The 14,621-nt window shown below is 45.1% G+C and carries 10 protein-coding genes; 9 read left to right on the forward strand and 1 reads right to left on the reverse strand.

The genetic code is table 11. From position 1 onward, the window contains the following. Positions 1-106: 106 nt before the first annotated feature. From trpA to H8K33_RS02950, 9 genes are all read left to right on the forward strand, one after another. Positions 107-904 (forward strand): tryptophan synthase subunit alpha, encoded by a 798-nt coding sequence (gene trpA / locus H8K33_RS02910; RefSeq protein ID WP_186889460.1) that lies wholly within the window; start codon positions 107-109, stop codon positions 902-904. Between the two features lie 167 nt (positions 905-1,071). Next, the gene (gene accD, locus H8K33_RS02915) at positions 1,072-1,944 is read left to right on the forward strand and encodes an acetyl-CoA carboxylase, carboxyltransferase subunit beta (RefSeq protein WP_186889461.1); all 873 of its coding nucleotides are present in this window, start codon (positions 1,072-1,074) and stop codon (positions 1,942-1,944) included. Positions 1,945-2,047: 103 nt separating this feature from the next. Next, the gene (gene folC, locus H8K33_RS02920; RefSeq protein ID WP_186889462.1) at positions 2,048-3,352 is read left to right on the forward strand and encodes a bifunctional tetrahydrofolate synthase/dihydrofolate synthase; all 1,305 of its coding nucleotides are present in this window, start codon (positions 2,048-2,050) and stop codon (positions 3,350-3,352) included. Next, positions 3,327-4,430, forward strand: a complete 1,104-nt coding sequence (locus tag H8K33_RS02925) for an SPOR domain-containing protein (RefSeq protein WP_222613254.1) — start codon at positions 3,327-3,329, stop codon at positions 4,428-4,430. Before folC ends, H8K33_RS02925 begins: the two co-directional genes overlap by 26 nt. A gap of 36 nt (positions 4,431-4,466) precedes the next feature. Then, the gene (locus H8K33_RS02930) at positions 4,467-4,955 is read left to right on the forward strand and encodes a CvpA family protein (protein ID WP_186889464.1); all 489 of its coding nucleotides are present in this window, start codon (positions 4,467-4,469) and stop codon (positions 4,953-4,955) included. Between the two features lie 86 nt (positions 4,956-5,041). Beyond that, positions 5,042-6,562 carry an amidophosphoribosyltransferase gene (gene purF, locus H8K33_RS02935; RefSeq protein WP_186889465.1) on the forward strand — a complete coding sequence of 507 codons (1,521 nt, stop codon included), beginning with the start codon at positions 5,042-5,044 and terminating at the stop codon, positions 6,560-6,562. Positions 6,563-6,752: 190 nt separating this feature from the next. Further along, the gene (locus tag H8K33_RS02940; protein WP_186889466.1) at positions 6,753-7,700 is read left to right on the forward strand and encodes an ABC transporter ATP-binding protein; all 948 of its coding nucleotides are present in this window, start codon (positions 6,753-6,755) and stop codon (positions 7,698-7,700) included. A gap of 66 nt (positions 7,701-7,766) precedes the next feature. Then, positions 7,767-9,107 (forward strand): ABC transporter permease, encoded by a 1,341-nt coding sequence (locus tag H8K33_RS02945; protein ID WP_186889467.1) that lies wholly within the window; start codon positions 7,767-7,769, stop codon positions 9,105-9,107. Positions 9,108-9,291: 184 nt separating this feature from the next. After that, positions 9,292-11,661 (forward strand): TonB-dependent receptor plug domain-containing protein, encoded by a 2,370-nt coding sequence (locus tag H8K33_RS02950; RefSeq protein ID WP_246443241.1) that lies wholly within the window; start codon positions 9,292-9,294, stop codon positions 11,659-11,661. A 33-nt stretch (positions 11,662-11,694) separates the two neighbouring features. On the opposite strand, the gene H8K33_RS02955 is transcribed toward H8K33_RS02950, so the two are convergent. Next, positions 11,695-14,481, reverse strand: coding sequence for a diguanylate cyclase (locus tag H8K33_RS02955; RefSeq protein WP_186889468.1), 2,787 nt, complete (start codon positions 14,479-14,481; stop codon positions 11,695-11,697). Positions 14,482-14,621 lie beyond the last annotated feature (140 nt).

The following is a 14,621-nucleotide window of genomic DNA, read 5'->3' on the forward strand; positions in this document are numbered from 1 at the left end:
ATAATCAACATAGCCGCAGAGACGCTGAATGCACAGAGTTTTTTAAGGTGCGGTCAGCGTCGCTCTGTAGTTCCACTATTCTTAGCCTAAATTGAGCGTAAAAATTATGTCCCGAATTCAAGCATGTCTGGCTGCCTTAGCAGCACAAAATAAAAAAGGTCTGATCCCATTTATCACCGCAGGTGATCCTGATCCAGAATTAACTTTACCTTTGATGAACGCCTTAGTCGATGGTGGTGCCGATATCATCGAACTCGGAGTGCCATTTTCTGATCCTATGGCCGATGGGCCGGTGATACAACGTGCTTCTGAGCGTGCTTTGCTTAAAGGTGTTGGCTTGCGCAATGTATTGGAGATGGTCAAGCAGTTCCGCAGTAATAATCAAACCACGCCCGTTGTATTAATGGGCTATGCCAACCCCATAGAACGTATGGGGCAGGAGCAATTTATTCATGCAGCCTCAGAAGCTGGTGTTGATGGTGTCTTGGTAGTCGATTACCCGCCTGAAGAATGTGAATATTTCGCTGAAAATATGCACAAAAACGGCATGGATACGATTTTCTTATTGGCACCGACTTCTACCGATGAACGTATTGCGCAAGTTGGGAAAATTGCCACTGGCTATGTGTATTACGTTTCACTAAAAGGCGTGACAGGTTCCGGTGCTTTGGATTTGGATGCTGTCACTGCCATGATTCCTCGCATCAAAAAGCATGTGAGTGTGCCAGTTGGTGTTGGATTCGGAATTCGTGATGGTGCGACGGCGAAAGCAATTGCTTCGATATCGGATGCCGTAGTGATCGGTTCTCGCATTATTCAAGAGTTGGAAAATACCCCGAGAGAGCAAGCAGTCACAGCAGTACAAAGCTTTATCACGGGAATTCGTAGTGCTCTTGATAATTAAATCGTTAAAAAATTCCCGGAAATCTACCGCTTGATGCTTGTCAAATAATTACCTGAGTCGCAATTGGCGCGGAAATAGAATAGAATACGCGCCAATTGCAGCATTCCCAGAAGAGTGCGCCCCGTTTGATGAATGTAAATTGATCAAATAGATATGAGGAGAGAGCTATGAGTTGGTTAGAAAAATTACTTCCCCCACGTATTCAACGTTCCGAAACGGCCAACCGCCGTTCCATGCCTGAAGGCTTATGGGTCAAATGCCCATCTTGCGAAGCTGTTTTATACCGTTCCGATTTAGAGGCCAATGTCCACGTATGTTCCAAGTGCGATCATCATTTGCGTATTAGCGCACGTGAACGTCTTGATGCCTTATTGGATACTGGTGGTCGTTATGAAATCGGGCAGGAAGTTTTGCCTGTGGATACTTTGAAGTTTAAAGATAGCAAAAAATATCCAGAACGTCTTAAAGATGCAATGGACAGCACCAATGAAACTGATGCATTGGTTGTGATGGGTGGATCAATTATGTCCGTACCCGCCGTCGTAGCCTGCTTTGAATTTGGATTTATGGGCGGCTCTATGGGCTCAGTCGTTGGCGAGCGCTTTGTACGTGGCGTGCAAACGGCGCTGGAACAAAAAGTGCCGTTTATTTGCTTTACAGCGACAGGTGGTGCGCGTATGCAAGAAGGCTTATTGTCCTTGATGCAAATGGCTAAAACCACGGCAATGCTAACCAAGCTCTCTGAGAAGAAACTACCGTTCATTTCAGTCTTAACAGATCCAACCATGGGTGGCGTGTCCGCTTCTTTCGCTTTTATGGGTGACGTCGTGGTCGCAGAGCCAAAAGCATTGATAGGTTTTGCAGGGCCGCGCGTAATTGAAAACACGGTACGTGAAAAGCTTCCAGAAGGCTTTCAACGCGCAGAATTTTTAGTGCAAAAAGGCGCCGTGGATATGATCGTTGATCGTCGCAAAATGCGTGAAGAATTAGCCCGGTTGATGGCACTTTTGCAAAATCAACCAGTGGAAGCCGTTTCTTAATTCCAATGTCATTCTGAGAGCCTGAAGATATTTGCTGATTTGGCAAAAGTCTTCAGGCTCTTTTCATTTTTATTTACTTCTAGATTATTTTCGCATAACCACCATGAGTAATTCTGACGCTTCAGTAAAACCAAGTAATTTGCTCGAATGGTTGTCTGTTTTGGAAACCCGCCATTCAAAAGAAATAGATATGGGCTTAGATCGGGTTTCTCGCGTCAAGAATAAGCTCGACATTCAGTACGGTTGCCCTGTGATTATGGTGGCTGGTACTAATGGTAAAGGTTCGACTTGCGCGATGCTGGAGGCGATCTTGATGCAAGCAGGTTATCGCGTCGGTTTATATAGCAAACCGCACTTCTTGGATTTCAACGAACGCGCACGTATCAATGGTATTCCCGTCAACGATGAAATCTTTGTGCAGGTATTTGATCAAGTAGAAGCGGCACGTGGTGATATTTCGCTGACTTATTTTGAATTCACTACACTCGCTATTTGTAAGTTGTTGGCCGATGCGCCGCTCGATGTCGTCATATTGGAAGTAGGTTTGGGTGGGCGCTTAGATGCGGTCAACGTGATTGATGCCGATGTGTCTATCGTGACGAGTGTGGATATTGATCATGTTGACTACCTCGGTGATACACGCGAAAAAATAGGTTTTGAAAAAGCGGGAATTTTCCGGACTGGTAAAGTGGCAATTTGTAGCGATCCGCAACCACCGCAAAGCTTAATTGATCACGCCGAGTCAATTGGTGCAGATTTGCGTTTATTTGGTCGCGATTTCAACTACAACGGCGACAAGCAACAATGGAACTTTGGTGGCCGCGAACAAAGGCGTAATTCTTTAGCTTACCCAAGTCTGCGAGGTGCGAATCAATTGTTGAATGCCTCAGCTGTATTGGCAGCACTTGAAGCCTTACGCCATGAATTACCCGTTGGTGCGCAAGAAGTGCGAACGGGATTGGTGATGGTCGATTTGCCAGGGCGATTCCAAGTCTTGCCCGGACGTCCAACAGTTGTTTTAGATGTCGCACACAACCCGCATGCAGCTGCAACTTTAGCTCAAAATCTCGATAATATGGGCTTTCATGCCTATACCTACGCGGTGTTTGGTTCTATGCTGGATAAAGACATTGCAGGTGTTATTGCGCAGATGAAAGGCAAGGTCGATCACTGGTGTGTCTGCGATCTGCCATTGCCACGCGCAGCAACATCTGAGCAGTTAGCGCAGGAGCTGCAGATTGCTAATGTGCTTGAAGATAAAGAGCATAGCTTACAAAAATTCAGCACTCCCGAAGAAGCTTATGCTTTTGCGATGAGCAAAGCAGGGGAAAATGATAGAATAGTGGTCTTCGGTTCGTTTTTGACAGTTGCAGGTGTCATGCGTGCTAGAAGAAACGCTCAATCCTAAGCGACCTACCAAAGAAAACCTATTTGCTATGAGCCTAGACTCGCTATTTAAGCAAAATAATAAGAACAAAAATGATAATGAATTCGCTGACGATGTTAGCGGTGAGTTTCGTTCGCGCTCAGAAGAAGAATCTTTGGCAGCAGCCGAATCGTCCTCGCGCAGCAAAGCGAACAAGCCTGGCAAGCGGAGCGCTAGCCCAGGAAATAGCCGGAAAGCTAGCGTAGACGATGCGGCCTTGCCTGAAAAAAAGCGTGCGCGTCGTCGCTTGATTGGTGCCGTTGCTCTGGTACTGGCTGCGGTGATTGGCTTGCCCATGGTATTTGATTCAGAGCCAAATACATCAGCACCTAAAATCGCGATAGAAATTCCTTCCAAAGAAGATCTGCAATCCCAACCACAAACGACAACGCCATTGACGGATGTGAATAAGAACTTAAATCAGGGTATTGATCCATCAGAAGAAGTACTTAAGCCTTCACCTAATCCTGCAACTGCAACAGCACCAACAGTCAACGCGCCAATTTCTGACCCAGCAGTGAAAGATGCACGTGCAATCGTGAGCGTGGATGCGAATGCAAAATCGACTTCGCATGTGGCTGAGAAGCTACAAGATAAAAAGGCTGAGCTTGTTGCTGCAAGTAAGGCGGTCGCTACTAATTCAACACTTGTAGCAAACAAAGTTACACAAGAAACCTTGAAGAAACCTGAGGTCAAAGTTGAATCCAAGACCGAGATCAAAAAGGATAAATTAGACGATGCCACGCGCGCATTGGCTCTGTTAGAAGGCCGTACTCTGCCGGATGAGCCACCAAAAACAGAAGTGAAGGCGAATAAACCAGATAGCGCTAATGGCAGTTTTGTGGTGCAAGTTGCTGCGCTCAATTCGGCTGCAAAAGTAAAAGAATTACAGAGTAAGCTCAAAGCGGCGAATATCACTTCGTATACGCAGAAGATCATCACCACAAACGGTGAGGTGAGCAGAATTCGTGTTGGACCATTTGCGAATAAAGCAGAAGCTGAAAAGATGCGCGCAAAGTTGGTGAAGCTCGGTTTGAATGGCTCTTTGATACCAAATTAAACACAGACAATAAATAGCTAGCCTACGGATAAATTTGTGACTTTATTTGATTACATCGTTTTGTTTATTATTATTTGTTCGGTAGTGATCAGTACTTTGCGCGGTTTGATCAAAGAAATTTTGTCCTTGATCAGTTGGATCGTCGCCTTGGTGGTGGCGAATGCATTTGGTGCCACAGTGGCAAATTGGTTGTCAGATCTGATACCGGGTCAATTAAGTCGGATGATCGTTGCCTTCCTCGCCTTATTTATTGGTGTGCGCTTGTTGATGGCGTTGTTGATGCGCGCAGTTGATGCGATGATTAAGGCCAGTGGTTTGAGCTTAGCGGACCGTGGCTTGGGCGGCTTGTTTGGCTTAGCACGTGGTTGTGTGATTGTGATGGCAATAGTCTTGGTTTGTGGCATGACTGCCATTCCACAACAAGGTTTTTGGAAAGATGCTTTGCTAAGCCCCGTTGCGGTGAGTGCTGTGCGCACTGTGATGCCTTTTTTGCCTGGCTCAGTGACGCAACACGTCAAACTGTAAAGTTTTTGTTGGATTTTTATTCGAATTTTGTTCGGATTTTAATCAAGTTTTAATCGTTCTTATTTTTGTTTTTTTAGGAGTCCACCATGTGTGGCATCGTTGGCGTCGTATCAAAAAATCCTGTTAATCAATTAATCTATGATGCTTTGCTGCTATTGCAGCATCGTGGTCAAGATGCTGCTGGTATCGCCACTAGTCATGGTAGTAAGTTTGCTATGCACAAGGCGAATGGTTTAGTGCGTGACGTGTTCCGCACCCGCAATATGCGTTCGCTGCCAGGTAACATCGGTATCGGCCAAGTTCGTTATCCAACGGCTGGCTCTACCAGTGAAGAAGAGGCGCAACCATTTTATGTGAACGCACCTTTTGGTATCGTGTTGGCGCATAACGGTAATTTGACCAATGCCGCAGAATTAAAAATCGAATTGTTCAAAAATGATTACCGTCATTTAAATACAGATTCGGATTCTGAAGTTTTGTTGAATATCTTGGCGCATCAAATCCAAGAAGTTGTTAGCGGCTACTCTTTAGATCCGGTATCTCTGTTCCGTGCCGTAGCGATGTTGCATCGCCGTGTACGCGGTTCTTATGCGGTGGTTGCACAGATTGCTGGTCACGGTATGCTCGCTTTCCGTGATCCATTCGGTATTCGCCCTTTGTGTCTTGGTTCTGCGCAGACCGATAATGGTGTCGAATATATGTTGGCAAGTGAATCTGTTGCTTTAGAAGGTACAGGCTTTAGATTCGAACGTGATGTTGCGCCAGGTGAAGCGATTTTTATTGATCTTGATGGCAAACTTTACAGTGAACAGTGCGCAGAAAATCCTAGCTTGAATCCATGCGCATTTGAATACGTGTACTTAGCACGTCCAGATTCTACTATTGATGGTACGTCGGTGTATCAGACCCGTTTGAATATGGGCAAATATCTGGCAGAGAAAATTCGTAGCCAGTTTGGACAAGGCGATATCGATGTTGTGATGCCGATCCCAGATTCTTCTCGCCCGTCTGCGATGGAATTAGCAGATTGCTTGAATTTGGATTACCGTGAAGGCTTCATTAAAAACCGTTATATCGGTCGTACGTTCATGATGCCAGGTCAGGCAATTCGTAAAAAATCTGTACGCCAAAAATTGAATGCGATTGCTTCTGAATTTAAAGGCAAAAACGTTTTATTGGTTGATGATTCTATTGTGCGCGGTACAACCAGTCGTGAAATCGTACAGATGGCACGTGAGTCTGGTGCGCGTAAAGTGATTTTTGCTTCAGCCGCGCCACCAGTACAATTCCCGAATGTGTACGGCATCGATATGCCAACCCGCAGTGAGTTGATTGCCTTTGGTCGTTCACAAGATGAGATTTGTCGCGAAATTACAGCCGATGCTTTGGTCTACCAAGATGTGGCTGACATGAAGCGAGCGATCTCAGATGCGAATCCCGTATTGAAGAGTATAGAAGCTTCTTGCTTTGACGGTTTTTATATTACAGGCGATGTGACACCAGAATATTTAGATCGACTCGAAGCAGCGCGCAATGGCTCGCGTTCAGATAAAGAGGACATGGTACGTTCACAATTGAATTTGAATTTATCTCATAGTACAGACTAAATTTATCAATTAATTTCTCTGAATTTGAAAAACGCCGTTAGTGAAAACTAACGGCGTTTTTTTATTGACTTTACATATGACAATTGTCATTAAAAAGAGGTGGCAAACGGTTCTATTCAAAGTAGCAGCTTTGCTGCAAAATCATGCCATCTTTGAAAATTTTCGAAGCCACTTTTTGATAGGATAAAAAATGACCCATGCACTCCTTGAAGTAAGGCAACTAAGCAAAAGTTTCGCGCAACGCCTCGTGGTCGACAATATTTCATTCTCGGTACAAGCAGGTCAAACCATAGGATTATTAGGGCCGAATGGCGCTGGCAAATCGACTACCGTGAATATGATTTGTGGCCTTTTGACAGCGGATGCTGGCAAAGTTTTATTATCCGGTGAATTGATGGCTGCGGGGAATCAAAAAGCCAAAATGCAATTAGGCTTGGTACCGCAAGAGTTAGCCCTATTTGAAGATTTGTCGGCGCGTGAAAATCTGAAGTTGTTTGGCGCTTTGTATGGACTAAGCGGTCGTCATTTGGAATCACGTTGCGATGCCGTATTAGATCTGGTCAGTTTAAAAGACAGGGCAAAAGATAAGCCCTCGAGCTTTTCTGGTGGCATGAAACGGCGTTTGAATATCGCAGCTGCATTGCTGCATGACCCTCAGTTATTGATACTCGATGAGCCAACCGTCGGCATCGATCCGCAAAGTCGGAATGCAATTTTCGACGCTTTAGAAATCTTAAAAGCACAAGGTCGCGCTTTGATCTATACCAGCCATTACATGGAGGAAGTCGAGCGTCTGGCAGATCATATTGTTATCGTCGATCATGGCAAGATCATCGCGAATGAAACGCCAGCAGAGTTAATTCAACGCTTGCCTGCACAAGCTGCGTTACTTCTGAGTTTGACTCAAGCGCTTTCATCGCCAATGCTAGATCAGCTTAAACAACACACTGGAGTCAGTGCGGTCACTTTGAAAGACGATGGTAAGGCACTGGAAATCGCTTTGCATACACAAGATTGTGCTCTGACGATACTCAATTTTTTAGCGCAGCAAGGATGTGTGGTTACGCATTTTGCGACTGCCAAAACCAAGTTAGAAGACGTTTTCCTAGCATTGACTGGTCGAAGTCTGCGAGATTAGTCACCAAAAGTCTTTATTTATACGCGTCCTCTTACCAATTCATTTTATGAAAGACGGTGATCAATCATGATTCCCTTATTCGCCCTGATACGCAAAGATATTATTTTGTTCTTGCACGACAAACGTGCTTTGGTCTTAACACTGTTGATGCCAATTTTGTTAGCCGCATTCTTCGGCTATCTTACTGGCGGTAGCGGCAAAAAAGATGCTGCAAAAATTGAAATCGCTTTAGTGCAAATTGACCAGCATGTGATTAGTCAAAAAATTGTCGCAGGTCTGAAAGCAGATGCCAGTTTGCAGATAAAAGAACTCAGTGTAGACGCAGCGCAAGAGTTGGTTAGAAAAGGCAAGTTAGCTGTGGCGATAGTATTGCCAGAGGGTTTTGGTGCAGCAGCTGGCAAAGCCTTCTTTAACGCAAAAGAAAAACCTGATTTGCCGCTGTATTATGATCCATCACAGGGCACTGTATTGGCAATGGTGAAAGGAATTTTAGTTCAACATGTGATGCAAAGCGTGAGTGCCGAAATGTTTTCAGGTACTACAGGTTCCAATATGGTTGAACAAAGCATCGCGGAGCTTAATGCGACATCAGTACAGAATGCAGATCAAAAAGAACTGAAGACATTTTTAGGCAGTTTGAAAGACTTTCAGCAATATCAGCAAGGTCAGCAAAGCGCACAAAGCACCAATGACGTAACAACTGGTGCCACAGCTGAGTCGCAACAAAAGCCAGCAGGTTTGAGTATGCCGTTTAATCCAAAAGATGAAGCTTTAAGTGCGAAGACTGGCGTCGCCAGTAGTTATAACGGCTATGCACATTCATTTGCGGGCATGACCGTACAGTTCATTTTGTTTTTGGCGATTGATGCTGGCATCGGGGTTCTGCTATCGCGCAAGCAAGGTCTTTGGAATCGACTCTTGGCGGCACCAATTGGTATGAATACCTTAATTATCGCTCGTGCACTGTCTTGTGCTTTGATCGCTTTCTTTGTCAGCTGTGTATTGTGTGTCGTGGCGATCTTGGTATTTCAGGTGGAAATTTTGGGCAGTGTTTTGGGATTGATTGGTATCGCCATTTGTTTTTCGATGATGACGGCGAGTTTTGGATTGCTGATCGCCGCGTTCGGCAAGACACCGGAAGCAGCACGTGGAATCGCTACATTTGCAACTTTAATCTTGGTGATGCTTGGGGGCGCGTGGATGCCGTCTTTTCTCTTCCCGCAATGGTTACAGGATATAACTGTTTTTATTCCGACACGGTGGGCGGTAGATGGATTTGATGCCATGACGTGGCGAGGCTTGGGAATTGACGCGGCGATTTTACCAATGGCAGCTTTGGCTGGATTTACCTTCCTATTTGGTGCCTTGGCGTTGTGGCGCTTTGGTCGTGAGCAAGCCGCAAGATAATAGGGCGATGATGGAGCGGTGACTGGGTGAAAAAATACTAGGCTAGTTAGTATTCGTATCCAAACGTAACAGAACATACTCGCTTGTTTCAATTTCATACAAAACAAACATGCACGAGCGATTTTCGATAAGGAATTGAAAATATAATGGTGGAAACTTTCTCCACCATTTCTTGAATTGAATAATGAATAAACTCTCTTTTCCCCAAAGTGCCGTTGCATTGGCTATTGGAAGTATCTTTAGTCTCAGTGAAATGTCGTTTGCACAAGGGCAGCAAGAGAAAAACAAAACAGAAGAGCCTATCAAGAAAGTGGAGGAAACAGCGACGTCGAATGCAGCAATAGAAGTTCGTCGACGTGCTATGCAGAGTCGGCAGCAAAATAATTTGCAGAGTGTGCCGCCAGCGAAATCAAATGCCGAAAAAAATGAAGTTGTAGAATCCAAAAATACAGATCAATTACAAAAAGTAACGGTGAATGGAAGCAAACAATCGGATATCGATCTGCGACGTAATTCTATCGCCGGAAAAATAATTGTCGGACGTGAAGAATTAGATCGTGATGGAGATTTTACTGTTGGTGAAATTTTAAAACGATTGCCTGGGGTGACGACCGGTGGCCGTCCAGGGCGAGGTGGTGATGTTCGGATGCGCGGCATGGGTGGTGGCTATACACAAATTTTAGTGAATGGCGAACGCCCACCTCGAGGCTTTTCGATGGAGTCTTTGTCCCCCGATCAGGTAGAACGTATCGAAGTAATGCGTGGTCCTGTTGCAGAATTTAGCACGCAAGCAATTGCTGGCACGATCAATATCATTTTGCGAGAAGAGTTTCACCCTAAGGATGTTGATTTGAAGTTGGCTTTGGGGTTTGAGCAAGGAAGAGTGGCACCTAATTTATCCATTACTTATCCCGGACAGATCGGTGATTTGAACTATGCCCTGAGTGGCTCTATATTTCGTAACGGACAACGAGATTACGGAAGTTCGCAAAGAATAGAGCAGGGCGACGCCGGTGACATCCAGTTGATTCAAGATCAAATCGATCAAACTAGCCGTCAATCAATTGGGATCCATTTGACGCCAAGGTTTAGCTATAAATTCGAGAATGGCGATAATGTGACTTTACAACCTTTCTTGATGAATTCGCGCAGCCAGTCAAGCAATCATTCGCGAATTAATCAAACGCCTGAATTGCTTGATCCTGTTACTTTGCGTGCGCCAGTCGCCTTAGCAAACTCGCAAAGTCATTCCGAATCAAGCATGTTTCGTTTGAACGCCAATTATCAACATCGATTTGAAGATACTTCTAAACTAACACTACGCGCTGGTGTTAGCAGTGGTCGTGCAGACAGCGATAGTTTGCGCACACAATTTGCTAAGAACGGTGAGCAACTCAATTTGATCAGTGATCTCAATAATACGCGCGATACGGGCATTAGCTTAGGCGGTAAATATACGACGCCGATTGGTGATAGACAGAATCTGGCCGCAGGTTGGGATTTTGAGCGTAGTCAGCGCGAGCAAAAACGTATTTCTCTAGATAATGGTAAGCCGCAGTTTACCGAGTCAGGTGATAATTTAGAAGCATCGACACGTCGTGTCGCTGCCTATGTTCAAAGTGAAATAGATCTCAGTCCACAATGGTCTGGCTATGCAGGTATTCGTTGGGAAGGTATTCAAACGCACAGTAGCAAAGCTAATTATGTGGTTGATAATTCCAGTAGTGTTTTTAGTCCTATCGTACATGCGGTGTATCGTATTCCCGATTTCGGTAAAGATCAGATTCGTATGAGTTTGACCAACAGCTATCGGGCACCGGCCTTAAATGATGTGATCGCAGTGCCTGCAATTTCGCCATTGAATGGACCGACGCGACCCGATCGAAGCGGCAATCCTGACTTGAAGCCGGAGTTGTCACGAGGTATTGATATCGCCTATGAACATTATTTGAAAACCGCTGGAATTATGAGCGTGAATCTGTTCGTTAAGGAAATAGATGATCTGATTCGACGTCGTACTGAATTAGTACAAGTGGGCAATGAATCACGCTGGCTGAATTCGCCGATTAATATCGGGCGAGCCATTGCAAAGGGCATTGAACTCGAAGCGAAATTTCAGTTGCAGGAATTTTTCCCGCAAGGGCCGGCCGTCGATGTACGCACCAACTACAGTCGATTTTGGTCTAGCGTCGATGATGTCAAAGGACCCAATAATCGTTTAGATCAGCAACCTAGTCAGACCGCAAATCTTGGTTTAGATTATCGGATTAGTGGTTTGCCGATGACACTGGGCGGGAACTTAAATTGGACGCCAGCTTACGTCAATCAAGTCAGTGACACACAAATGCTCAGTATCGGTATTAAGCGGCAAGTTGACGTATACGCCTTGTGGAAATTTTCACCTAACCTAAAGATACGCCTTGCCGCGAATAATTTGCAGGCGAACGATTATGTTAGTGGGAATAGTTTGGCGATCAATCGTATCAACTATTTGCAAAGCAATCGTTCTCGTACTTATACCGTATTCAATTTAAGATTAGAGTTGAAAATTTAACTTAATGAATGAAATTGAAAGCGAGCTTGCATACTAGCTTGCATGTATCGTGTCGTCCAAATCATCTGTTCGATGCGATGCAATGCTGATTAAACCCGACTGCGCCGCTTGTTGTGGATGGCGCATTACACGACTATAGAAATCTTCTGGCTGTACTAGGCTAGTGTGTATGATTCCTATACAAGCATTCCGCCCAGATTTTTTCACCAGATATAAACCCTGATCCGCAAAATTTACCACCTGTGCCCAAGTGACCAGATGAGGCTGCATTGGCAGGAAGGGGAAGCTCGCATAGCCAACTGAACAGGTGCGAGAAATTTCGACATCATCAAGTAATTTAAAGGTGGTGTCAGCGACTACTTGACGGATGCGTTCAGCGACCAGCGCGGCATCTTTACGATTACAAGTGCGGGCAACGACTAGAAATTCTTCTCCGCCCCAGCGCACCAGATAATCGGATTCCCTAAAAACACTTTGCAAGCGGTCTCGCATTTGCATCAGTACCATGTCACCACAGGCGTGACCATAAGTATCGTTGACAGATTTGAAATGATCGAGGTCAACCATAAAAAATACGATATCGCTGTCAGCTGGGTGATTCATTAGCTCGTTGGGATTATGCATTTGATCTTCGTAAGCGCGCAGCGCCCGTGCTACATCACTTTCGATGTTTTGTAGCAAAAATCGTCTATTGCGTAATCCTGTCAATGGATCTGTGATGCTGACTTCTTCTAATTGATTTTGCGTTTCCCGCAATGCAGTTAAGGTGAGCTGTAATTGCTTATAGGCAGATGCATTATCGAGCGCAATCGCGCCATAGGCTGCCAGGGTGCGTAAGATAGAACGTTCACGTTCACCATAGACATGCGCTCGTGTTGATTGGATCGACATCACACCTAACAGGCGTTCACCTATCATCAATGGTGTGTACAAAAGGCTGAGGGTAGCGACCGTGCCGGGAATAATAAAACGACCGGTGGCGCCAGGTTCTCGCTCCAATACAATTTCTTGACGTTCACGCGCGCAACGTGCAAATGATGAGATAGGATGATCAAGAGCCGTTTCAAAGCAAGGGATTGGTACGCCATTCTCTATGCCGAAAACGAAACGTAAAGTATCGCCATCAGGCTCCAGTAGCGATATTCCAAAACTTGTTGCATCGAGCAAGTCATTGACATGTCTATGTAAAGCTTCGAATACAGATTCCACATCTAAATTTGCGGTGAGTTCGCGTCCGATTAAACCCAAGGTTTCAAGGGTGTTACTGGCTTCTTGTAAACTGGCAGCGCGTTCTGCTTCGGATGTCGCAATTTTTCGATGATATTCTGCGTCCGCACGGTGGCGCGCATTTTCGTAGCGAACCTGCATTGCAATCGCACGATTATGCGCTTCATGTAATCGACGATTATCTTTTGCTTTTGCTGCAAGGCGTGAATAATGAAATGCGGATTGAAAATCTGCAATGAGTGCATAGCTGTCGGCAATATGGTCCAGCAAATCTGCCGGAATGTTGATGCCTTTGATGGATTGGCACAGGGCGAGCGCTTCCAGTTGATAATGCAAGCACAGATTGGGAGCTTGGCTTTCAATTTGCAGAGAGTTATTGTGAAAATCGGGATTTTTTCTTGCGAGTTCTGCGTACACCCGTAAACATTTAATTTGCTCGTCGATATTGTGGTGTTCGCGTGCAATGTTCAGCGCTTGACAGATTTTCTCATGTGCTTCGTTGACTAGGTCGAGACGACAATACGCAATAGCCTGACCACGCCAGCAATCTGATAAAAACACAGGCTCATTATGATTTTCAATTCGCTCCGCAGCTTGCTCGAAAAAACGCAGCGCCTCGTCGGGCTTGCCTAAATCTAAGGATAAATCTCCGAGATACGCCAGGGTGTGAGCATAAGTTCGTGATCTGGGAATTTTTATCTGGTTATTTAATGCCTCAATGAGTTTCTCTTTTGCTTCTTCATGCCGACCTAATAATCGTAATGCATTACCTGTTTGTAGTAAGGCAATCGCCAAAGAACTAGGCCATTGATTTTCTCGTGCGTATCCAAGTGCAATCTCATCCCATTCTAGTGCGGCATTCATATCGCCCAAGGTTGCAAACGAGTCAGCAGCATTTGTTGCCGCCAAAATAGATTGACGAATTTGTCCGGTTTCTAAGGCGGCGGCGTGTGCTTGAATATGTAGTCTGCATGACTCGCCCATGTCGCCAATTTTATTCGCGATGATCGCGCGGGCGCTAGCAAGCCAAGCCACTACCGAGGGGTGATAATCGAGCTCGACATTAAAATGTTGATGTAATTCAGTAAGTGTATTTTGTGGATCGCGAATCGCGCTATTATGCAGCTGGCGAGCTAAAGCAACCTGGGTGCGCAGCAGATCACCCGCATCTAGATAATGTTCTTTCGCCGCTTGTAAGCATTGATCACGTTGTTGGATTTCGCCCAGGTCACGATGAATAGAGCTAAATAAAAAATAAGTATCGCCGAGACTTATGAAGTCTCCGCATTCTTCTGATAAGTTGAAGGCAAGATTGGCGTCTTGTTTAGCTAAATCCAAATCTCCATAAAGCCACTGAATTTCCGCTCGGATAAGTGCAATCCGTGTCAGCGTAGATGCTGGATTTTTAAGTGTTTTTGAGAGGGCCTTGAGTAAGTCTTCAGCTTCTTTGATTAGACAGAGTGCCTGTTGACAATCGCGTTGCCGCAAGTGCCAGGCTAGTTGTACTAAAATTTCCAGACGAGGCAACTCTTCAGTCGATGATAGTGCCGACTCCAGTCCAAAAATTTCTGCATCTAATACGTACAAATCCATTCTGACCTTACGTTAATTTCTGATTGCTGATCGACAGCGTCATCGAATTTAACATAAAGAAGCTGAGCTTGAAATACGTTGTATTGCCCGATCTAACAGTGTTTCACCTTCTTCGTGTCTAGTACAAGGTCTTTGGCGTG

The sequence above is a fragment of the Affinundibacterium amnicola genome, from assembly GCF_014284275.1.
Taxonomy (GTDB): Bacteria; Pseudomonadota; Gammaproteobacteria; order Burkholderiales; family Burkholderiaceae_D; genus Undibacterium; species Undibacterium amnicola.